The organism is Streptomyces olivochromogenes, assembly GCF_001514115.1.
In the GTDB taxonomy this organism is placed as follows: domain Bacteria; phylum Actinomycetota; class Actinomycetes; order Streptomycetales; family Streptomycetaceae; genus Streptomyces; species Streptomyces olivochromogenes.
Genome location: NZ_KQ948484.1, coordinates 1 through 20944, shown reverse-complemented (window position 1 = coordinate 20944; position 20944 = coordinate 1). Strand labels below are relative to the sequence as shown.

14 protein-coding genes and 4 pseudogenes are annotated in these 20944 nt (G+C 70.0%); 8 read left to right on the top strand and 10 right to left on the bottom strand.

What is annotated here, in order from left to right:
* Positions 1–214: 214 nt before the first annotated feature.
* Both AQJ27_RS61055 and AQJ27_RS46790 read left to right on the top strand, forming a co-directional pair.
* Positions 215–283: pseudogene (locus AQJ27_RS61055) on the top strand (TetR family transcriptional regulator); the annotation flags it as partial.
* A 69-nt stretch (positions 284–352) separates the two neighbouring features.
* A complete protein-coding gene (locus tag AQJ27_RS46790) occupies positions 353–778 on the top strand; it encodes a hypothetical protein (RefSeq protein WP_235614075.1) in 426 nt (141 codons plus the stop codon).
* 686 nt (positions 779–1464) lie between these two features.
* On the opposite strand, the gene AQJ27_RS46785 is transcribed toward AQJ27_RS46790, so the two are convergent.
* Positions 1465–3108 (bottom strand): APC family permease, encoded by a 1644-nt coding sequence (locus AQJ27_RS46785; protein ID WP_067383983.1) that lies wholly within the window; start codon positions 3106–3108, stop codon positions 1465–1467.
* A 409-nt stretch (positions 3109–3517) separates the two neighbouring features.
* Here AQJ27_RS46785 and AQJ27_RS56050 point away from each other — a divergent pair.
* Positions 3518–4096: pseudogene (locus AQJ27_RS56050) on the top strand (LuxR C-terminal-related transcriptional regulator); the annotation flags it as partial.
* On the opposite strand, the gene AQJ27_RS60610 reads toward AQJ27_RS56050, so the two are convergent.
* The 4 genes from AQJ27_RS60610 to lanKC form a co-directional block, all read right to left on the bottom strand.
* Positions 4019–5803, bottom strand: coding sequence for an ATP-binding cassette domain-containing protein (locus tag AQJ27_RS60610; protein WP_096240652.1), 1785 nt, complete (start codon positions 5801–5803; stop codon positions 4019–4021). The pseudogene AQJ27_RS56050 and the gene AQJ27_RS60610 sit on opposite strands and share 78 nt — an antisense overlap.
* A 113-nt stretch (positions 5804–5916) precedes the next feature.
* Positions 5917–7629, bottom strand: a complete 1713-nt coding sequence (locus AQJ27_RS46775) for an ABC transporter ATP-binding protein (protein ID WP_067383981.1) — start codon at positions 7627–7629, stop codon at positions 5917–5919.
* 141 nt (positions 7630–7770) lie between these two features.
* The gene (locus AQJ27_RS46770; RefSeq protein WP_054233519.1) at positions 7771–7887 is read right to left on the bottom strand and encodes a SapB/AmfS family lanthipeptide; all 117 of its coding nucleotides are present in this window, start codon (positions 7885–7887) and stop codon (positions 7771–7773) included.
* Positions 7888–7968: 81 nt separating this feature from the next.
* Positions 7969–10617, bottom strand: coding sequence for a class III lanthionine synthetase LanKC (lanKC, locus tag AQJ27_RS46765; protein WP_067383977.1), 2649 nt, complete (start codon positions 10615–10617; stop codon positions 7969–7971).
* A 229-nt stretch (positions 10618–10846) separates the two neighbouring features.
* Between lanKC and AQJ27_RS57040 the strand changes: the two genes are divergently transcribed.
* Positions 10847–11023, top strand: coding sequence for a hypothetical protein (locus AQJ27_RS57040; RefSeq protein ID WP_159064614.1), 177 nt, complete (start codon positions 10847–10849; stop codon positions 11021–11023).
* A 721-nt stretch (positions 11024–11744) separates the two neighbouring features.
* A complete protein-coding gene (locus tag AQJ27_RS46760; RefSeq protein ID WP_341866162.1) occupies positions 11745–11933 on the top strand; it encodes a hypothetical protein in 189 nt (62 codons plus the stop codon).
* Positions 11934–11941: 8 nt separating this feature from the next.
* Here the strand turns inward: AQJ27_RS46760 and AQJ27_RS46755 are convergent, their stop codons facing one another.
* From AQJ27_RS46755 to AQJ27_RS46745, 3 genes are all read right to left on the bottom strand, one after another.
* Entirely contained in the window at positions 11942–13597 is a 1656-nt protein-coding gene (locus AQJ27_RS46755; RefSeq protein WP_067383971.1) for an ISL3 family transposase, read from the bottom strand.
* 673 nt (positions 13598–14270) lie between these two features.
* Positions 14271–15080 carry a class I SAM-dependent methyltransferase gene (locus AQJ27_RS46750; RefSeq protein ID WP_067383968.1) on the bottom strand — a complete coding sequence of 270 codons (810 nt, stop codon included), beginning with the start codon at positions 15078–15080 and terminating at the stop codon, positions 14271–14273.
* Between the two features lie 233 nt (positions 15081–15313).
* Entirely contained in the window at positions 15314–16906 is a 1593-nt protein-coding gene (locus AQJ27_RS46745; protein ID WP_067383966.1) for an ISL3 family transposase, read from the bottom strand.
* Positions 16907–16966: 60 nt separating this feature from the next.
* On the opposite strand from AQJ27_RS46745, the pseudogene AQJ27_RS46740 reads away from it, so the two are divergent.
* A pseudogene (locus tag AQJ27_RS46740) lies at positions 16967–17494 on the top strand (transposase); the annotation flags it as partial.
* Here the strand turns inward: AQJ27_RS46740 and AQJ27_RS46735 are convergent.
* The gene (locus AQJ27_RS46735; protein ID WP_067383960.1) at positions 17398–18405 is read right to left on the bottom strand and encodes a YwqG family protein; all 1008 of its coding nucleotides are present in this window, start codon (positions 18403–18405) and stop codon (positions 17398–17400) included. The pseudogene AQJ27_RS46740 and the gene AQJ27_RS46735 sit on opposite strands and share 97 nt — an antisense overlap.
* Positions 18406–18792: 387 nt before the next feature.
* On the opposite strand from AQJ27_RS46735, the gene AQJ27_RS46730 reads away from it, so the two are divergent.
* Together AQJ27_RS46730 and AQJ27_RS60605 are read left to right on the top strand one after the other, a co-directional pair.
* Positions 18793–20004, top strand: coding sequence for an IS110 family RNA-guided transposase (locus AQJ27_RS46730; protein ID WP_107120735.1), 1212 nt, complete (start codon positions 18793–18795; stop codon positions 20002–20004).
* Between the two features lie 100 nt (positions 20005–20104).
* Positions 20105–20275: pseudogene (locus AQJ27_RS60605) on the top strand (IS630 family transposase); the annotation flags it as partial.
* Here the strand turns inward: AQJ27_RS60605 and AQJ27_RS46725 are convergent.
* Positions 20275–20574 carry a hypothetical protein gene (locus tag AQJ27_RS46725; RefSeq protein ID WP_425275284.1) on the bottom strand — a complete coding sequence of 100 codons (300 nt, stop codon included), beginning with the start codon at positions 20572–20574 and terminating at the stop codon, positions 20275–20277. The pseudogene AQJ27_RS60605 and the gene AQJ27_RS46725 sit on opposite strands and share 1 nt — an antisense overlap.
* Positions 20575–20944: the final 370 nt, after the last annotated feature.

The following is a 20944-nucleotide window of genomic DNA, read 5'->3' as shown; positions in this document are numbered from 1 at the left end:
TCTCGGCGAGTTCGAGTCGATCTACAACCAGCATCGGCCTCACCGCACCCTGCACAGCGCAGCTCCCCTTCGGCCGCTCCGCGAACCGATCACCGAACCGGACCGACTCGACCACCTCGACATCCGTCGACGCGACCGACTCGGCGGCCTCTTCCACAAGTACGCACACGCAGCCTGACCAGCTCGGACGTAATAATCGGCACCCGCAGCGTCCCTGGAGGGCGTCGCCCGCGAGGCCGGCGTCGCGATCGGCACGCTCTACCGCCACTTCCCCACCCGGCTCGACCTGGTCGAAACACTCTTCAACGCGAAGTACACGGAACTGCTCACCACCGCGGAAGAAGCCGCGGCCATGGACGACGCCTGGGAGGGGTTCTGCCGCTACCTGGAGAAACTCTGCCAGCTGCAGGCCTGCGACCGCGCCTTCAACGACCTGGTCTCGGCACGGCTGCCCCTTCACGTGGCCGGCCGCGAGATGTACGAACGCGCCAAGGAACTCTGCATCCAGATCATGCGCAACGCCCAGGAACAGGGCGTCCTGCGCGGCGACGTCACCGCGCAGGACATCGCCTTCGTGATCTGGTCCCAGGCCGGGATCATCCGGGCCACACGCACCATCGCCCCCCAGGCCTGGCGCCGCCACCTCCACCTGATGCTCGACGCCTTCCGCACCGACGGCGCCCACGAACTGCCCGAACCTCCCCTGACCAGCCAGCAGGTCGACCAGACCCTCGTCACTCTCGAGTGCACCGAAGAGGACTGCCGCGAGCAGTCCTGACCACACGGGAGACGAGGCCGCGGACAACAGCTGCGCATCACACCGGACCGGCGCCACACCGGACCGGCACCCCGGCCGACCGGCCGGGAAGACCCCGGACAGCACTGCGGGCGGCGCGGCCACGGGCCGTGCGACCGCCGCCTTCCGGCTGCCCGGCCCGTGCTGTCACACACCACTGCGTCGGCCTCGTCGAAGGCGCGCTCCCCCGCGGCCTCGGCCACGTCGACGGCCAGGCCGAAGTCCTCCTCCGCATCGCCCACGCCCGCGCCTACGCCGCCACGGGTGAAACTCCCGCGGCGGCCCGCGGTTCCGACCGGTTGCAGCGCAAGGCGTCGAGACCCTGCCCTCACCCGCCGTCCTCACCCTGCTCGCCGAGGCCGGAAGAACCCGACAGGTCCGAACCGACGCCAGTCGCCGACTACGTCAGGGACGCCACAGCGACTGACTTGATCCACAGGTCGTGACTATCCCTCGGCCGAGGGACCGACGAGGGCCGCGGCGATAGAAGGCGGGCGGCCACCCTCGGCCCGGCCGCCAGAGTGCCGCAGGGCAGGATCTCCATGATGGTGGGGTCCGGCGGACGCCCGTCTGGGGGTGGCCCTTCTCCTCGAGCCGGGACAGTGTGCTTGCGCCACCCTGGAACCGGCCGCTTCGGGACCGCCCCGGTATCAGGGGGTGCGGGCGGGTCAGTGACCGCCCGCGTCGACGACCTCGATGTCCTCGATGTTCTGCTCGATCGCGTCGGTCGGCAGGGCCACGCGGATCGCCCAGTGGTAGATCGCCAGGGAGAACACGGCCACGACGGCGATGTCCGTCCACATCGGCAGGTTGCCCTGGCCGTTGCCGAAGGTGCCCTGCCAGGAAATCACACCGATGCCGAGCAGGTAGACCGGCAGCCACTGGGCGGACTTCCAACTGATCCGCGGAGCGTTCGGCAGGCCCTTCTTGGTCGCGTAGAGGGCGTAGCCGCCAAGCAGGATGTAGCCCAGGACGATCGCTTCGCCCAGCTTCTCCAGGGTCTGCCAGCCGCTCCAGTAGATGATCAGGCTCGCCACGATGAACGCCAGCGGGGAGAGCACACCGCCGAACGGCAGCCGGTAGCTGCGCTCACGGTTCGGCAGGCGCCGGCGCAGCGCGCCGAAGGCCAGTGGAGCGCCCGCGTACATCAGCACGCTGGCGGAGGTGATGAAGCCGACCAGCTGCTGCCAGCTCGGAAACGGCAGGAAGCAGACCACGCCGGTGACGAAGGACATGATCAGGCCGTACACCGGGACCCCGCGTGAGTCGGTGCGCTCGAAGGCGCGCGGTGCGTAGCCGTTCTTGCTCAGACCGTAGGAGATACGGGAGGTGGAGGTGGTGTAGATCAGACCGGTGCCGCCCGGGGAGACGATGGCGTCGAAGTACAGCACCACGGTCAGCCAGCCCAGACCGACAAGGGTGGCCAGACCCGCGAAGGGGCCACTGATACCGACGAAGTCGAGCTTGTCCCAGCCCTTGGCGAAGGTGCTGCCGGGCAGCGCTCCGATGAAGACGACCTGCAGCAGGACGTAGATCAGCGTGCCGATGGCCACTGAGCCGAGCACCGCGCGAGGGATGTCGCGCTTGGGGTTGCGGCTCTCGCCCGCCAGCTGGATCGCCTGCTCGAAACCGAGGAGGGCGAAGACGATGCCGCTGGTGCTGATCGCGGCGAGCACGCCCTTGGAGCCGAACGGCGCGAAGCCGTGCGAGGTGAAGTTGCTGCTGTGGAAGTGGGTCGCAGCGAGGGTGAAGATGGCGAGCAGCGGCACGAAGATCTTCAGCCAGGTGGCAGCGCTGTTGGTCCGGGCCAGCACCGTGACACCGAGGAAGTTCACGGCGACGAAGACGCCCATGAGGATCACCGCGACGATGAAGCCGCTCGTCGTCAGGGTGCCGTTGTCATGGAGGAAGCTCTGGGCGAAGTGCCAGTGACCGGCGTAGCCGATCATGGCCTCGACCTCGATCGGCGCCACGGTGGCCGCCTGCAGCCAGGCGAACCAGCCGAAGGACATGCCTGCCAGGCCGCCGAAGGCGTAGTGCGGGTAACGGGCGGTACCGCCGGCGACGGGGAACATTCCACCCAGCTCGGCATGAACAAACGCCAGCAGCACGATCGCGACCGCGCCGATGCCCCAGGAAATCAGAGCCGCCGGGCCGGCGGCGACGACGGCGTTCTTCGCGCCATACAGCCAGCCGGATCCGATGATCGAGCCGGCGGACGCCCAGAGCAGTCCGATCAGTCCGACGTTCCGCCGGAGGGAGCTGTGGTGCTGGCCCGTGCTTGGTGGGGCGAGCTGGTCGACAGATGCCATGGGGCGGCCTCACGGTGTTAGCGGTGCGTTAAAGAGCTGCCACAGGCTAGGTTCGGAATGTCGCCATGCAACAGCCCAGAGAGCTGAATGGTTATTTTCATCACATCGCCTTCATGTTCGTCTGCGCAGCTCGGTGGCCACCGCTGGACGTGGTGGATCCCGTGCGGCGACACGCCGGCATACAGCTGACCCTGGCGCGTCAACCGGGCGACCCTGCGTGAGGGGGTGCCGCGGGACCGGAACGCCGTGGCATCACTGTCGCGGCTGCGAAGCCGGGCGCCCATCGGAACACCTACAAGGTGAAGCGGCTCTGCCGGAAGCACGCCGCGGCGTGCGGGCGCTGCGCGTGCGCCCCCTCGCACCCTGATGGCCGGTTCTTCGCGCCCAGAAATGGTGCGGGGGCCCAACAATGGGCACGCGCTCAACATCACAGGACTGGCGTACGGCAGCTGAAGGGGCGGCAGTGATCCAGGTACTTCTCGTGCACGACGGATGTCTCGTCAGATCAGTCCTCGCGCAGTGGCTGTCACGGGAGCCCGACCTGCAGGTGGACGACGTCCCCTGGCGCCGGGCGCCCTGTCATATGCGCGCGTTGCGGCCCGACGTGTGCGCGGCGGACCTGGACTGCTCGGACACGGCCGGCATTCCGCCCCTGGGCGAGTTAGGTCTGCGGGGCGGCGACCAAGCCCTGCCCCGCTTACTCGTACTTGCCACTGCGAACAGGCCTGGCCTGCTGAGACGGGCCCTGGAGGCGGGCGCGCTCGGCTACGTCGACAAGACGGGGACGCCCGAGCAGCTGCTGCGCGGAATCCGGAAGGTCGCCAAGGGGGAACGTTTCGTCAGCGAGTCGCTGGGGTTCGGATTCCTCAAGGCCGCCGAGATGCCGCTGACCCGCCGGGAGCTGAGCGTGTTAACCCTCGCCGCCGAGGGGGCCTCCTTCGCGGAGATCGCCGGGAGCCTGCACCTGTCCCACGGGACCGTGCGCAACTACATGGCAGCCATCACCCGCAAGACCGGCGCCCGCAACCGCATCGACGCCATCCGCATCTCCCAGGGCCAGGGCTGGCTGTGAGAGCTGCCCGGGTTCCCAGCCACCCACGAGGTCGCGGTAGAGGGGCGAGCGGCGCAGCACCTCCTCATGCGTCCCGAAGGCCGTGCGCGGGCCGTCCATCACCAGCACCCGGCCGGCGCGGCGGGCCGAGCTGATGCGGTGGGCCACGACCACCAGGGTGCCGCCCGGCCGGGCCGCGAACGCCCGCTCCGCCCGTTCCTCCGCCACCGGGTCCAGATGGCAGGTCGCCTCGTCCAGCAGGACGAGGGGGGCGGACGACAGGTACGCCCGCGTGAGCGCGATCAGCTGGCGCTCACCGGCCGACAGCGCCGCGGGATCCACGCTCGCCCCCGGCCCGCCCAGGGCGTTGAGCAGCGGTGTGAGCCCCACCGCCTCGGCCGCGGCGAGCAACTCCGCCTCGGGGACGGGATCCGGCCGCAGATGGGCGAGGTTCTCCCTGAGGCCGCCGCTGAACACGTACGCCTCCTGCGGGATCAGCACGCGCCCGGCGGCGGCCTCGCGGCCCGGCACCCGGCACCCGCGGATCCGTATGTCTCCGCGTACCGGCTTCAGCAGTCCCGCGACCAGCCCGGCCAGCGTGGACTTCCCGACCCCGCTCGGCCCTACGACGGCCAGGTGGGCGCCGCTGGGCAGCGCGAGGGTGAGGTCGTCGACGACGGGGGCGCAGGCGGGGCCGTAGGAGAAGGTGAGGGACGTGAGAGCGAGGGCCGGGGGCACTGCCGGGGTGGAGGGGCACGGAGGCGGGGGGTGCGGGGTGAGCTCGGGGACGGCGGGGCGGGAGACCGCGGGCGGGGGCGGCGTCAGCCGGCGCAGCACCACGGTCAGGCGCGAGCCGCTGGTGCCCAATCCGTGGATGAGGCTGGTGAGGGCGGGGAGGAGGGACTGGCTGACGTAGGCGAGCGCGCCGAGCACGGCGCCGGGGGTGACCCCGTGGTCGAGGAGCCAGGGGGTGCCGGCCAGGAGCAGGACCAGGGGCAGGTGGCCGCCGAGTGCGAGACAGACGACGCGGGCCACGCCCCAGCGGGCCAGGGCGCGGGCCGCCCGCTGCTCGGCGTCGGCGAGGGCGCCGGCGTCCGCGGCGATCCGGTCCTCCGCGCCGGCCGCCGTGACGTCCCGCAGCCCCGGGCAGACGGCGCCCAGGTTCTCCGCCAGGGCCTCGTCGGCGGCGAGGTACGCCTCCTGCCGTCGCGCCAGCGGACGAAGGGTCGCTGCGAACAGAGCCACTCCGGCGGCGAGCGGCGGCACGACGGGCAGCAGCAGCAGCGGGGCGAGCGAGCACAGGCCCGCCAGCGCGCCGACGGACGTGAACACGAACGAGCGCGAGACCATCACCAGGCCCGCGAAGGTGTCCCGGGCGATCTCGACCTGCTGGGTCAGGCCGGACAGCGCCCCGCGGTCCCCCTCCCGCACCCCGCGCCGCACCACGCCGGTGACGAGCCTGTCCCTGAACGGCTCCACCAGCGCGGCGACCGCCCCGTACACCCGCCCGGTGCCGTACGCGCCGACGAGCACGCCGAGCCCGGCTGCCGCGAGCCAGCCGAGCCCCACGGCGGCCCGTCCGGCCAGGAACCCGTCGTCCAGTGCCCGCGCGAGGGCGTAGCCGAGGAGGAACGTCTGACCCATCTCCAGCACCGACCAGCCGGCGAGCCGCACCACCGCCCGCCGGCCGACGTACGGAAAGCGCAGGGCGCGGTGGCCCAGGTGTCCGTGCAGCCGGTGGAGTCCGTTCCGGTGGGTCACGCTCCCGCCTCCTCCTCTGCGGCCCCGAACACCGCCCGGTAGCCAGGCAGCCGCCCCCACAGCTGTGCATGCGTGCCCACCGCCCGGACCCGCCCCCCCTCCAGCCATGCCACCGTGTCGGCACGGGCGGCCGTCGCGGCCCGGTGGGCCACCACCAGCCGGGTGCCGGTCGCGGCCCTGCCCAGGACGGCCTCGGTGACCTGGTGCTCGGTCACCGTGTCGAGGCTGGAGAGCGCGTCGTCGAGGACGAGCAGACGGCCGCGCTGGGCGAACGCCCGGGCGAGGCCCAGGCGTTGGGCCTCGCCGCCGGAGTGCGGGGCGTCGGCGACGGGCGTTGCATAGCCGTCGGGCAGGCGGCGGACGAACGCGTCGGCGCAGGCCGTGCGAGCGGCCTCCCGGACGCGGGCGGGAGAAGGGCGGCGCAGCCCCAGGGCGATCGTGTCCTCGACGGTCGTGCCCAGAAGGGCGGGGCGGTCGAAGGCGTACGCGACCGCCGCGCGCAGTTCGGCGCGGGAGAGGGCGGGCAGCGCGACGCCGTCCAGCAGCACCTCGCCGGCGTCCGGGTCGGTGAGCCGACCCGCGAGCGCGGCCAGCAGCGACTTGCCCGCACCGGAGCGGCCGACCAGAGCGAGCGTCGTCCCGCCGGGCACGACGAGGTCGACGCCGTCGAGCACCGTGCGTGCGCCGCGTCGGGCGCTCACCCCGCGCAGCTCCAGACGGCCAGGGCCGTCGGGCGGCAGGCTCCGGTCCCCGTGCGTAGGGGCGGGTTCCGCCAGGACCTCGCCCAGGCGGCGGGCCGCCGTGCGGGCGCGGACCAGGCCGGAGAGCTGCCCGACCAGCACGCCGACCCCGGTGGCGAGGACCGCGTAGCGGGAGGCCGCCAGGACGTCTCCGGCGGAGAGCCGGTGCCGGCTGAGCAGCATGCCCGCCACGGCCACGACGGCGAGGTGCAGCACAGGCGCCACCGCCACCGCCCGCGCCGCCGCCCGCCCCTGTACCCGCCACATCCGCCGACCTGCCCGGGAGAGTTCGGGCAGCGGTCGCAGGATCCGTTCCGCGTCCCGGTCCGCCGTACCCGCCGCGCGGATGGTGCGGGTGCCGCCGACGGCCTCGGCGAGCGCGGACGCGACGCGCCCCTGCACCCGCTGGTAGTCGGCCACGCACGTCGAGGTGTCCCGGGCCAGGGAGCGCAGCAGGAGCGTCAGCAGCGGCGCGCCGGTAAGGAACGCGGCCGCGAGCCACGGGTCGATCACACCGAGCGCGACCACGCCCCCCACCGGGCCGGCGAGTGCGGCGAGCAGCGCGGCGCGGGCGCCGGGCGCCGTGCCGGCCTGGGCGGCGTTTCCCACGAGTCGCGCGACGAGGTCACCGGGGCCGAAGCGGAGCGTCGCACGCGGCCCCAGGGCCAGGACGTGACCGGTCACCCGGCGGCGCAGGAAGGCGGTGGTGCGGGCGTCGAGGGTGCCGGCGAGCACGGTCTCGCACGCGTCGAGCCCGGTCAGCAGCAGGACGAGAGTCGCGCAGATCAGCACCCAGCGGGTCGCCGGGGCGTGGGCGAGCAGGAGGTCCAGGGCCCGGCCGAGGGCGGCGGGCAACAGCAGTCCAGCGCCTGTCGCCGCCACGCTCACCAGGCAGAGCGCCGCCCAGCGGGGCCCGCTGTGCCGGCTCGCCGCGGTGAGCAGTCCACCGGTCGTCGGGTCCATCGACATCGTGCACCCCCTCGGAGCTTCTGCGCTTCCGTGTTTCCGCCCGATCGGGCGGACGACCCCGGGCGGCCCCATCCCTCGCGGGAGCGGACCGCCCGGAGTGTTCAGCGTGAGCCGTTCGTCAGAGCGTTCGGCACCGCTTCGTCAGAGACAGAGCAGAACGCTGGCCGCGCTGATGCACGACAGGAGGCTGACGGTGCTGTTGCCGCCGCCGCCGGTGTGCTCGTCGGATTCCATCGTCTGCAGGTCGAGCAGGGCCATGGTGTGTCCTTTCGTCGGTGTCGGTCGTCCGTCCCGTGGGGACAGGGTTGCGCCACGACTCCGCCGGATGGCAGAGCCATGTCATAGGGGCCGCCGATGCGGCGGCGGGAGGAACGGCAGGTGCGCGGCAACGCCCTCGTCGCCCGAGCCGAAGGCTGCGGCGAGGGCGAGCAGCGCGCCCGCCGTTCCGGTGGCGAGGTCCATGGAAAGACGCATCATCTGGTGCCCGGGGAAGGCGAGTTGGCCCTGGTACGGCATCGCCGACCAGCCCAGCCCGGCGATCTGCTCGTCGAGCCGCGCCCGCGTCGCCCCCGGCACGGTGGTGCGGGCGAGGTGCAGGATCATCCCGGCACGTCCCTGGAAGAGGCCGGGCTGCGCGTAGAAACGGGAGGTGGCCGCGGTGAGGATGCCGGCACGGGCCCGCGCGAACTCCGCGCCGGCGTCCGGAACGTGCGCCGCATAGTCGTCGAGCATGAGCCCCACGCCCACGCTCCCGTCCCCGAGATACGGCATGGTCCGCCACCCCTCGTCGACCTCCACCGCGCCCCCCTCACGCTCGGCACAGCACTCCAGGTCCCGCCGCAGCGCCACGCCGGCCGCCTCCAGCAGCGCACGCTCACCGGTCTCCTCGTACCGCCGGAGGAGGAACAGCGCGGGCCCGCTCGCGCCCCGCATCAGCCCGGCCCGTCGCCGGGGCGCGGCCGGCGCCGGTTCGGCGAGGCGACGTACGAGGAGGTCGGCGGCCTCGGCGGCCCGCTCGCGCAGTTCCGACTCGCCGGTCGTGGCGGCCAGTCGCCCCAGCACCAGGCCGAGGCCGGCCAGGCCGCCCTGGAGGTCCGAGGACAGATGCTGCCAGCGTTCGCGCAGGATGCCGTCGACCAGGTCGAGGGCCCGCTGCCGGTGTCCGAGCAGGTCGAGGGTGTGGGCGACGCCCGCGAGACCGTCGTACAGACCGAGCGGGGTGCCCGTCGGGGCCGGGGCAGTGTGGTCCAGGAGCCAGCGTTCGCCCTCGTCGTGGCGTTCGGAGCCGGCCGCCGCCAGGGCGTACAGGACGCCGGCCGCGCCGTGCGCGAGGCCGAGGCCGCCGCCGTCGGAGAACTGGGCGACGTCGCCGGGGTAGAGCCGGTCGTCGCGCTCCGGGGTCGCCGAGGCGAGGATCGCCTTGATCATCGAGTCGCGGCTGTGCGGCCAGTCGCCCGGCTCCACCCGGGAGGCGGGGGCCGACGGCACCCGCTCCGGCGCGCCGGTCCCGCCGACAGGGGCCCCGGTGCCGCGGACATCGCGGGTGATCTCCGCGACCGCCTCGTCCAGGAACTCCCTTGGCACGTCCGGGAACTGCTGCGCGATCACCTCGGCCAGATGGGCCGCCTTGCCCCGGTCCACCACGAGCAGCGTGGTGACGGGCAGGAACAGGGCGAGCCGCAGACACGCCAGCGCGTACCGGTCGACGTCGGCGCCCCGGCGGTCCGGTGGCGCGAAGAACCCGGGATGCGCCACGACCTGGCGGCCGTTCTCCTCGGCCGGGGCGGCCGCCTCGAAGTCGATCAGGAACACCGACTCCTCGTCGGGCGCGACCATGATGTTGAAGACGTGCAGGTCGTTGAAGACGATCCCGCGCGCGTGCACCTTCTCCACCGCGCACTCCACCGCCCGGTGGATGCTCACCGCCCATGCTGTGTACGCGGCGACGGCCTGCGGGTCGGGGTCGGGAGACAGCAGCGGGTGCCGTTCGGCGAAGAAGGAGTTCAGCGGGCGCCCCGCCACGAAGTCCATGACCAGGAAGCGGTGGTCGCCGAGGGTGAACCAGTCCCGCACCTCGGGCACCACCCCGGTCCCCGCCACTGCCTCCAGCGCCCGCTTCTCCCGCTCGAGCCGGGCGATCGCGTCCGCCCCGTCCGAGGCCAGCCCCGCGTGCGGCCGCCCCTCCTTGAGCACCACCTTGCGCCCGTCCCGGGTGTCGGTGCCGGCGTACACTCCGCCGCCGTTGGAGAAGTGCAGCGCCTTCTCGATGCGGTAGGGCAGTTCACCCACCGTCGTGGTGTTGCGCGCCGCGAGATGCGGCTCGAGGAACGCGGGCAGCGCCACCCACTCCGGCACCTGGAAGGACGGCGCCCGCCGGTCCGGCACCAACGTGCCCGAGCCGTCGCGCACCGCCGGCACGAGCGAGCCCCGCTCGTCGACGACGTACATGCGCGCGAACGCGCCGTAGCGGACGTACAGCGGCCCGTCGTGCCAGCGCAGGTCGGTGAGGATGTAGGGGCCCTCGAAGCCCTCCAACAGGGAACCCAGCTCGCGCAGGACCGTGTGCAGCTGCTCCTCGTCGGCCGGGTAGATGGTGACGAACTTGCCGCTGGTGTCGCGGCCCGCGTACTTGGTGTTGCGCAGATGCAGCAGATGCGGGCCCGGTACGAACTTGAACGGGATGCGGCGGGGGATGCAGTAGTCCCACACGATCGCCGCGATCCGATCGGCGTTCGCCCGGGTGGCCGAGGCATGGATCTTCCAGCCCTGGGCCGGCGCCGCCGCCGGGGCGCCATCCGCGCCGAGCGGCGTGAGTGTCAGCCAGTCGCCGACACGGGCCGTCGCCCAGCCCTCCGGGATGGGCCTGCGTGCCGTCTCGAACAGGGGAACAGTCCCCTGAGCCGCCCCTGCGACGCCCGTCGCCAGCCGGTCGGGTGTCTCGTAGAAGTGCGCGTCCGCCAACGCGTACACCTCGTACCGCTTGTCCATGCCTCCCCTTCCGTGGCCCGCCCAAGAGACTCGCAAGCCGGCCGGGGGCACTGACAGTCACGACTGTCACGAGCTCACCGTGCGAAACGCATGGGTAAAGACATGTTCGGCTCGTTTCGATCCCGGCCCCGCGCCGCCCCCGCACCGCTTCCTGGACAAATGTGCTCCGCAGGTTGCTCTCGTGGGGCGTCGGGCCGCCCGGTCGGATGCGGCCGAGATGATTGCGGGTATGACCCTGGACTGGTCCCGTCTGAAGCACGCCTATGGATCCGCATCGGACCTACCACGGCTCTTTGACGAGATCGGTGATCCCGAGCCGGCTGACGTGGTGTGGGAGGAGCTGTGGGCTTCGCTCTACCGCCAGGGGTCGGTGTACGAGGCCGGCTTGCCGCCCTGCCCGTTCTGACAGGCACGCTATCCGGCTGCGCTCAACGAGCTGCACCAGCTGACCTGGAACCACACGACGGCAAGTCCCTTCGAGGGCGATGAAGACGACTTTCTGTACTGGCTGGAGCACCTCTTGGCTTTCGAGGGGGTGCCCGTATGGAGGCGCAGCCTGCGCCGGATCGCCTGGCGACGGGCTCCTGCCACAACCGTCCGGGTTGTGAGCCGTCCGGCTGCGTCGAACGCGTTGGTCCAGGTGATGACACCACCAATGCGGCGTGATGCTTCCCGGCCCGCGGCGTCGTGGGCGAAGTCAATGCTGCGGCCCGCGGCGAGCATCTGGGGAGGGCGCCCTGTTGTGTCGCATCTCCAGCTGGCGGTGGCTCCGGTCGGGGTGGTGCGGCTGATGCGCCGCCCCCACTCGGCGTAAATGTGGTTAAGAGAGCCCGGCGGTAGGCGTCACTTGAGTCTTCTGGTGGTGGGTAGGTGTCCCAGCGGTAGCGCGGCGGACACGCGTGCGGAGCGTGACGTGGCTTTGACCGAGTCTGTTGGGGTCTGGCGCAAGTTCCGTGACCCGGTTGCTGACCGTGACGTCAGTGGCATGTGTTGAGATGACGGGACTCTGTTCGCCGACTTGCTGGGAGATCGTCTCGATGCCTGGTGCGTACCCCTCCTTGACGCGAGCTCTGGCCGAGGCCCTGGTCGATGTCCTCTGGTTCGTCGAAGGCTGTGAAGACGAGCAAATGGATCCAGACGACGCCGTCAAGGTCCTGGAGGGCGTCGCTCACGTCGTGAGCAAGCTGTCGCGTGAGCAGCAGGACGAGTTCCTCGGCCTGCTCGCCACCATGGCCCGCGAGGAGTCTGATCCGTCGCGGCGAGCGTTTCTGGAGGAGTTTCCGGACGGCTTCGGACTGGTGGAGGACGCGGTCTGACCGCACCCTCAGGAGAGAAGGACCCGCTTACGTAGCAGGCCGAAGCCAGCGCGGCCGAACATCTGCCGCTTGAGCATCTTGATCCGGTTGACTGCCCCTTCGACGGGGCCGGAGTTCCAGTGGGTGGTCAGTCCGGCGGTCACGGCGTCGTAGTCGCTGTTCAGACCGGTGGCGAAGCTACTGATGCCGGGGAGGTTCGCGGCGGCAGCTTGGTTGATCCAAGCGGGCAGGTCGGTGCCGGAGAGCGTGGTGAGCATCTCGGCGAAGGAGCTGACCAGGTCGGCGGCAGTGGCAAGTTCAGGGGAACGGGCCAGCACGGCCTTGCGGAGAAGCTTGTCATCCTCGGTGAGGGTGCCGGGATGCCGGGTGAGCAAACCGGTGACCTGCCGGACCGACGGAGTCGGCGGGGGTGGAGGCGCCTTCTCGTAAGCCGGGAGGGCACGGCGGATCCAGTCGCGGACGAGGGAGTAGTGCCCGCGCCAGCCGCGTTCGGTGATCTCTCGGTGGAGGTCGAGGATGGTCACCTGGCCTTGTTCCTCCGTCCAGCGGTGTTTCAGGTAGGGCTTGAACGGGTCGAGTTTGGTGCGGCGGGGAGGTTTCCGGCCCTTGACCATGTCCTGCCAGCGGGCGGCTCGGGCGAATCGCTGGACGGTGTGTCGGCCCCAGCCCAGGTGCTGAGCGATCCCCCGCAGGCTCATGCCCTGGGCGAGGAGTTCATGGACGAGCGCGTGATGAGCGCGGGCGCGGTCTGCGAACTTCCCCGTGGGGTTGTCCTCCTTGACCTCGTCGAGTTTCTCCTCGTGGCCCGGGCCGTTGTGGTCAGCGGATTCTTCCGGGAGTGGGGTCTCCCAAGCCGGCTCGGGTGCAGTGGCGTCGAGAGTGAGGGTCTTGAGGTGCTCGCGGTAGGCGGCAACGGTCTTCTCGGTCGCGGTGGCCAGGTTCTGCCAGAGGTGGAAGCGGTCGGCGACTTGCTGGGCCTGGGGTGCGGCGGTAGCGGCCGCGTCGGCGTAGGCGCCGGATCGGTCTCTGCAGATCACCTCGATCTCCGGGTGTCCCTCCAGCCAGGGGATCAGGGTGTCGGCGTCGCGTTCCGGGAGCAGGTCGAGTACCTGGTGGGAGTCGGCATCGATCACGACGGTGCCGTAGACGTGGCCGCGGCGCAGGGCGAAGTCGTCCACACCGACCGCGCGGGGTGCGGTGGCCGCCGGGTCGGGCAGGTCCATGACGCGCCGCAGGAGTGTGCTGCGACTGAATGGGACACCCAGGTGACCGGCCATGCGGGCACCGGCCCGGCCAGCCAGCGCCAGGCCGAGCACCCCGAGTGTGTTCCTCAGCCGCTCGGTGACCTGCCCGTGCCGGCGCGTCAGTCCAGGCACCTGCTCTACGAACGTCCTGCGCGGACACGGCACGGAGTCGCAGAAAAACCGCCTCACCCGCAAGGCCACGGTCACGGTCCGCCCCGCGGCCGACAGGTCAACGGGGAAGCGCAGATAGGAGCTGTGGACGCGAGCGGCCTCCTGCTCGCAGCCGGGACATGCCACCGCTGGAGGCGTGCACCGGGCCTCCACCCGCATGCCCGGACCGGTGCCGTACACGGCCGTGACAGCCAGCCCGGAAACTCCGGGGAACAACAACTCCTGTATCGCATACGCGAGATCGTCCACAGCGAACGAATCTCGGCCGAACCACCCGCACGAGGAGCGAAATCCGGGCGATCTCCCGACCCGTCACTCAACCATGAGCGGTCACGCTACGTAGTGGCGTCACGGAACTTGCGCCAGACCCGCCGTTTGGCCCAGAGCCCGGCGATTCAGCCTGGCCCCGTGAGTCGAGGTCTACGTGTGCCCGTCCCTTGCCTGAAACTGCTTGTCGACCTCGTCGATGATCACCAGATGCGCGCGCCGCAGCAAGTGAGTGCGGCGTGAGCCGGGCCCAGCGGCAACGTCCGAGGCGAGAGATGTCCTGCCTGACCAGGGCCATCTGCCGCCGAGGTGGAGGTTCGGGGAGTGCGTCCGTCATGGCCACTCCTTGCCGGGCCGGTCGCAGGGTGCGCATGAGTACGCGCACTCAGCCCGTGTAGTCATCTCTGGAGTGGTGGCTGGCCGGTTCCGAGGTTGCGAGTCCGGCAAGGAGGAGCGTGGCGAAGAGGACCAGCGGTTGGCCAGGAGGGTGGTGACGGCTCCTGCCCGTCGCCTCGCGTCTCGCTCCCGCCCGCCCGCGCTGATCGACCCGCCCTGGCATGGGCATCCGGCGATGCCCGGCTGGAGGAGGATGCGTGCTCTGAGCAGCACGGCCGTACATCCCTGTTACGCCCCGCCTGTTCCGGGCAGGTCAACGTCATGCCTGGCCGTGTGCCATCAGGGCCGCATGCGGCAACACCAATACGCCGCCCGGACCGGTGAAATCGGCGCACAGCGACTCGAAGTGGTCTTTGATCTCGGCGATGACCAGCGGATTCTGACTTGTCACGATCTGCCCGATCGTCGCCACTCCGGCGGCTGGTCCGCTCCACCACTCCTCCAGAGTCGTCCGATGGTCCCAGACCAAGGTGTCGCAGACGACATCCGACAAGCCCGCGTCGCCCAGCAACGCGGCCATGCCCTGTTCAGTGCGCGGAAAGTCCTCTTCTGGAGCAAGAGCCGGCAGGTGAGCCGGGCGACTGGCACCAGCTGCCTGGACAGCCCTGCCCAGCAGGGCCTGTCCGGCGGCCGCGGGTACCGCCCAGATGGTGACGGCTATCCGTCCGCCGGGACGCGTCACGCGGCGCAGTTCCCTCAGCGCTGCCCGGGGCCGCCCGACGTGGTTGAGAACGAAGTTGCCGACCACAGCATCGAACTCGTGGTCGGCGAAAGGCAGGCGGGGCAGAGCAGCAAGCCGCACGTCAGCTTCCGGGGCTGCCTGCGCGGCGCAGGCGACCATGCCCGGTTCGGCATCCACCGCCGCCACTCTCGCACCCCGCTCACACGCAGCAGCGGCGATACTGCCCGTGCCTGTCCCCACATCGAGGACCCGTGCACCCTCCCGAACCTCGGCAGCATCTAGAAGCCGAGGCACCGGATACGCGCAGAGTTTGGCAAAACTCGCAGCATAGGCATCGGCCTGCCCCGCCCATGTCCGCCGCTCGGACTCATCAAACGCCGTCTGCACTACCCGTCCCCTCCCTTGAGTAGCCACCACCGCGACAACAACACGGCAAGTCCTGACGCTAACCCATACCCCAACGGCGGCCAGGATCAGGTACAGGCTTCCGGCATTGATCATCGGACGTCCGAAACCCGGCTGTGCTCCGTCAGAGGTCGTAGTCATCACGGAAATGCGGTCACAACCCCCGACGGCTCAGTCAAGATTTCCGTGACGCAGTGACGGAGCGTCACTTCGGGTCAGGCCAGCAGGACGCGTTTACGGAGGAGTGCGAAACCGGCTCTGCCGTACATCTGTCGCTTGAGCATCTTGATCCGGTTGACGTGGCCTTCGACGGGGCCCGAACTCCAGGGCAGCGTAAGGCCCGCGACGACAGCTTGGTGATCGTGTTGAAGGCCGTCGGCGAAGGCGTGCAGAGCGGGCAGGTCATCGGCGTGGACGGCGTCTGTCCAGGTGGGAAGACTGTCGCCGCCGAGGTTGCAGACCATCTGCGCGAAGGCATGCACGTGGCCGCGGGCCGCAGATAACTCCGGGCATCGAGCGAGTACTTCGCCCAGTTGCCGCTGTTCGTCAGCGCGCAGGTGCTGGGGGTTCCACATGATCCAGTTGGTGACCTGCTGGGGTTTGAGTACCGGGGCCGGTGACCGGATCGAGCCGAGGCCGGTCCGAAGCGGTCGGAGATAGCGCCGCACCGCTTGAGGGGTGCTTCCGGGATATCCCTGAGCCTGGATTTCCCGGAAGAGACGGGCGGCATCGGTGCATCCCTCGTTCCAGCGCCGGATCAAGTAGGGCTTGTAGTCGTCCAGGCGCGTGGTGCGAAGGGACCGATCGATGAGGCCATCGAGGTTCTCGCAGTGGGCATAGCGTTCCGCGGTATGCCGGGCCAGGCCCAGTTCCCGCCCGATGGCGCTGATCGTCCAGCCCCGGGCCAGTAGGCGTTGAACTGCTTGATGGCGCTCGCGTGTCCGCGTGACCAGCCACTTCTCCATGCCGGTATCCGGATTGAGCGTCGAGGGTGGAGCTGCGGCCAGGCGCCGGGCGGAAGGGGCGCTGGGCTCCGGTGCCAGCAGACAGGGACGGTTAGCAATCACGGTGCGTTCGATGGCGGTGGCGAGGTTGTCCCATAAATGCCACCGGTCGGCGACCTGCAGCGCGCCCGGAGCTCCTGCGCGGGCTGCCTCGGCATAGGCGCCAGCCCGGTCCCGGCAGATCACCTCGATCCCCGGGTGCCTGGCCAGCCAGACGGCGACAGGTTCTTTCTCCCGGCCGGGCAGCAGGTCGAGGACTTCGTGGGACTCGATGTCGACCAGCACCGTTCCATATCTGCGTCCGCGCCGGGTGGCGAAGTCGTCCACCCCGACCACTCGGGGCGAGCGCGAGCACGGGTCCGGCAGCGCCATCAGCACATTCAGCAGCGTCACCCGGCCGACGGCGATATGGAGTACGGCGGCAAGTCTTGCGCCAGCTCGGCCGGCCAGTGCCAGGGCAATCGCCTGCACTATGCCCAGCAGCCCAACGGTGCGGCGTCCGTACGGGATCGTCAGTCCTTCGACCTGTTCGGCAAAAGTGCGACGCGCACAATCGGCGACGTCGCAGAACAGTCGCCGCACCGACAGGTCGATGACCACCGGACGCCCGCCCACGGCGGCATCGGCCAGACGCCGCTGATACCAGCTGTGAACCCGGCACGAAGGAACACCGCAGTCCGGACACTGCAGCGCACTATCCCGAGTGCGGGCCTTGACCCGCACCACGCCGCCCTCCACCCGCACCCACTCCACCAGCACCTTCTCCAGGTGCGGAAACACAATGCCGAGCCAGTCGTCACACACTGCAGACCATGCCACCAAGGTGACACCCCGTCACCCCGTCACCGGAAATCTTGACTGAGCCAGTCGATGACTCCGCCGCGTGCCAGGACCTGGGGCCGGATCGGCCAGACCCCGGTCGTGAGGGTCAGGGGCCGGGGCTCCGGGCGGGTGTCGATGGCGGGCATGGCCTGCTACAAGCCGGGCGAGCGGTCCCGGCTGATCTACGCGATTCGCGAGTACCGGGGCCGCAGGGACGAGCCGAAGGGCTTCGGCTGGCGCGAGTTCCGCGACCTGATCGTCCGCGCCCGTATCCAACTCGGCGGCCCGATCGTGCTGGTCTGGGACAACGTCCGCCTGCACCTGACGGCTGGCATGCGGGAGTTCATCGCCGCGAACGTCGAGTGGCTCACCGTGTTCCAGCTGCCCACCTATGCCCCGGACCTCAACCCGCAGGAAGGCGTGTGGTCGCTGGTCAAGCGCGACATCGGCAATCTCGCCGCGGCCGACCTCGGTCAGATCACCCGGGCCGTGAAGCGCAAGCTCAAGATGCTGCAGTACTGCCCCGAAGTGATCGACGGCTGCCTCGCGGGCACCAGTTTGGCCCTTTGATCGAAGCAGCGCGCAGTCAAGAACAATCTGAGCGGTAGGCGAAGGGCCTGTCGGAGCAGCTGGTGCATTCGAACAGGTAGATGCCGCCCATGTCGCCGAGCATGAGCCCAGGGGGGGCATTGGATCTCGGTGCGTTGTTCGTATGGAAGGTCCCAGATGGTTCCCATGGCCGGGGTGTCCTCGATGGGCAGCCACGTGCGCCAACTCTCGCCATCGAACTCGTTGCTGCTGATCGTCAGGAGATGCTCCATGCGCACACGGCATGTCGGGCACGTCGGCCAGTTGGGCTCCTGCGTCCACGTCGGATACCCGCCGACCTTGACGCCGTCCGACACGGAGAGGTGGGACCAGTAAGACCAGCCGGTTTCCTCCTCCAGCTGTTCGAACCTGACTTCGAGCGCGTCGGCGACCTCGTCTGGGAGGTCCCAGTTGGGGTAGTCGGTGACACGCTCAGGGTGCAGGACGCACGGGTCCGGAAGGTAGTCGTTGTCAGCGCCGGTCGGGCGGGGTCGGTTGGCCGGCTGCAGGTCGCTCAGGGAGCCGTCTCGCCAATAGATCTCGGGGCGGGCAACGTAACCGTCCTCGTGATCGAAGGGGCACCACAGCACCTGCAGCAGATCGGTGGCGCTGGGGAAGGCCAGGTCAGGCACGTCGGCCGCGAAGAGCTGGAGGACCGGGACGAGCGGGATCGGTCCCTGGGCGGGAGGGGAGAACGCCGTGCGCGGGTGGTCGTCCTCGCAGTGGGGCCAGGGCTCCGAGAGCGGCCAGAGCACGGGTCCGCCGAGCGAGCTTTCCCGCGCGCTTGGATCGCCGAGGCGCGGATGCAGGCGAACGACCGTCTTCCGATAGCTGGCCACCTCAGGGAACAGCGTCTCGACATCGAGCGGACGTGGCGGGGTGGTGCGAGCCATCGGAGTGCTCCTCACAGACCAAAGCGTTGGCTTGGCCACGGCCGAGGCCGCGGTGGGCTGAGAGTAGCCGCACGGTCCGTCGGATCCAGCAGCAGGCCCCGTTCTCGGTCACGGGGCAGCGCGCGGTCGGCCCTGACAACACCCGACATCACGAGTTCAAGTTCCTTACGTTGTTGGTGGGTTGATTCCGGCCACTCGTAGGATCGGGAGGCCCAGGGGCGCTGGGTGTGGCTGTCAAGTTCATGCCGTAAGAGTGGCTTCTACTGATTGGCCGCCCGGTGCCCCGCGACGACTCGGCCACTGATTGGGACGCGCGCGGCTAGATCGCTTAGTAAGGACACGCTGGCGAGGTCGTCTGCTGGGATTCAAACAGGAACGACTCCGGAGGTGGCCGTGCCTGAACTGTGGGCCGGTACGGATGCGGGCAAGGCCGAACATCACTGCGTGGTGATCGATGCCGAGGGCAAGCGCAGGCTGTCGCGTCGGGTGGCCAACGACGAGACCGTGTTGCTGGAACTGATCGCGGATGTGCTCTCGCTGAGCGAGGAGCAGCCGGTGACCTGGGCGATCGATCTCAATGCCGGCGGGGCCGCGTTGATGATCGCGTTACTGACGGACAACGGGCAGCAAGTCCTCTACATCCCCGGCCGCACCGTCCACCATGCCTCCGGCTCCTACCGGGGCGACGGAAAGAGCGACGCGAAGGACGCCTTCATCATCGCGGACCAAGCCCGCATGCGCCGCGACATCCAAGCGATGCACCACGGCGACGACATCGCGGTCGACCTGCGCATTCTCACGTCTCGCCGCCTGGACCTGGCCGCGGACCGCACGAGGACGATCAATCGGATGCGGGCCCAACTGCTGGGATACTTCCCGGCCCTGGAGCGAGCCTTCGACTACAGCACTTCGAAGGCATCGTTGGTTCTGCTGACCGGCTACCAGACACCGGCCGAACTGCGTCGGACCGGCAGGAACCGACTGGCCGGCTGGTTGAAGAACCGCAAGGTCCGCAACTTTAGGCTCGTCGCAGCCACCGCCATCGAGGCCGCCGAGGCTCAGCACACCGTCGTTCCTGGAGAGAAGCTGGCTGCGGCCGTCGTGGCCAGGCTGGCGAAGACGGTGGTGGCCCTCGACGAGGAGATCGCCGAAACCGACGCCCTGATCGAGGGCCGGTTTCGCGACCACCCGCACGCCGAGGTCATCCTGAGTATGCCCGGCATCGGAGCAGTTCTAGGTGCCGAGTTCATAGCCCACACCGGCGGCGACATGAGCGTATTCGGTACCCCCGACCGCCTCGCTGGTGTCGCCGGCCTTGCGCCCGTCCCGAAGGACTCGGGGCGGATCAGCGGCAATATGCGCCGTCCTCGCCGTTACTGCCGCCGCCTGCTCCGGGTCTTCTACATGTCCGCCCAGGTTGCCGCCCGATCCTGCCCCGTCTCCAAAGCTTTCTACGAACGCAAGCGAGCCGAGAAGAAGACCCACAAGCAGGCCGTCATCGCCCTCGCACGCCGCCGCCTCAACGTCCTGTGGGCACTCCTACGCGACGGCCGCCTCTTCGAGAGCAGCCCGCCACCCCGAGCTGCCAGCCTCGGCTGAGGTCGGCTACACCCAGTCACGAGCAGGCGTTGACAACCACATTGGGAATCAGTAGTGTGATGCGCCAGAAATCCTGAGGGTTAGTTACCACCCTGTTGGTATGTCGCATCCGGGGCCTTCTGCTGTGGAGATCACGCTGCCCGAGGCCGAGCGTGCCGAGTTGGTGCGCCGGACGGAATTGCCGCACCGGCGCTCGGCGGAGAAGGCCCGCATCATCCTGGCGTGCACTGACGGTATGTCAAACGCGGCTGTGGCGCGGGGCGTCGGTGTTCAAGCCAAGACGGTGGGCAAGTGGCGGCGTGCTTTCGCCGCGGAGCGGATGGCCGGGCTTGAGGACGCCGGCTGGATCGGCCGGCCGAAGGCCGACCTGGTGAGGGTGACGACCAGGTCGAGCAGGGCCGCGCGGACGGCGGCGCCGTCCAGGGTATGCCGGGGGAAGCTGCGGCTCACGCTCGCGGAGGCGGGCAGAGCGCGCGGGGCCACGGGGCAGGGGTCGATGCCGCGGGCCCGGCCGGCCACCTGGCGTCCGGCCCGGCCGCCCAGGACGCGCTGCACGGTGGCGGGCGGCATCGCGGCGAGCAGGCCGACGCAGTGCACCCCGTAGCCGCGCAGAACCTGGGCCTGGCGGGGTTCTCTAAACTACGGCAGGAGCGGATCGCGTTGGCCTCGGGCGTGCCTGGTTGTCAAGATTCGCGCGCTTTCAAGCAGGCGGGTGCACAGGGCCTGAGGCTCTTCTCCGTGAGATGTGTCATCCTCACGACTCCGCCACCGCCTCAGCCCGTACTTCGTCGCCAAACGCTTAGTCAGTATGGTGTGCGTGCGGCCATGGCCGCACGCAAAACGTCCGCGTCGAGAACCGGGCCCCAGGCATCCATCGGATCGATGCTTCGACCGTCGACCAGTGATCCGGCGTCGACAACGTCGAAGCCAATCTGGTCGA

Bases quoted from the DNA above. Each gene is read 5' to 3' on its own strand.
- AQJ27_RS46735 (WP_067383960.1), bottom strand. From the start codon at position 18,405: ATGGCTCGCACCACCCCGCCACGTCCGCTCGATGTCGAGACGCTGTTC.
- AQJ27_RS60610 (WP_096240652.1), bottom strand. From the start codon at position 5,803: ATGGGTCAGACGTTCCTCCTCGGCTACGCCCTCGCGCGGGCACTGGAC.
- AQJ27_RS46725 (WP_425275284.1), bottom strand. From the start codon at position 20,574: ATGCCGCCCGCCACCGTGCAGCGCGTCCTGGGCGGCCGGGCCGGACGC.
- lanKC (WP_067383977.1), bottom strand. From the start codon at position 10,617: ATGGACAAGCGGTACGAGGTGTACGCGTTGGCGGACGCGCACTTCTAC.
- AQJ27_RS46790 (WP_235614075.1), top strand. From the start codon at position 353: ATGGACGACGCCTGGGAGGGGTTCTGCCGCTACCTGGAGAAACTCTGC.
- AQJ27_RS57040 (WP_159064614.1), top strand. From the start codon at position 10,847: ATGACCCTGGACTGGTCCCGTCTGAAGCACGCCTATGGATCCGCATCG.
- AQJ27_RS46770 (WP_054233519.1), bottom strand. From the start codon at position 7,887: ATGGCCCTGCTCGACCTGCAGACGATGGAATCCGACGAGCACACCGGC.
- AQJ27_RS46760 (WP_341866162.1), top strand. From the start codon at position 11,745: ATGGATCCAGACGACGCCGTCAAGGTCCTGGAGGGCGTCGCTCACGTC.
- AQJ27_RS46775 (WP_067383981.1), bottom strand. From the start codon at position 7,629: ATGTCGATGGACCCGACGACCGGTGGACTGCTCACCGCGGCGAGCCGG.
- AQJ27_RS46785 (WP_067383983.1), bottom strand. From the start codon at position 3,108: ATGGCATCTGTCGACCAGCTCGCCCCACCAAGCACGGGCCAGCACCAC.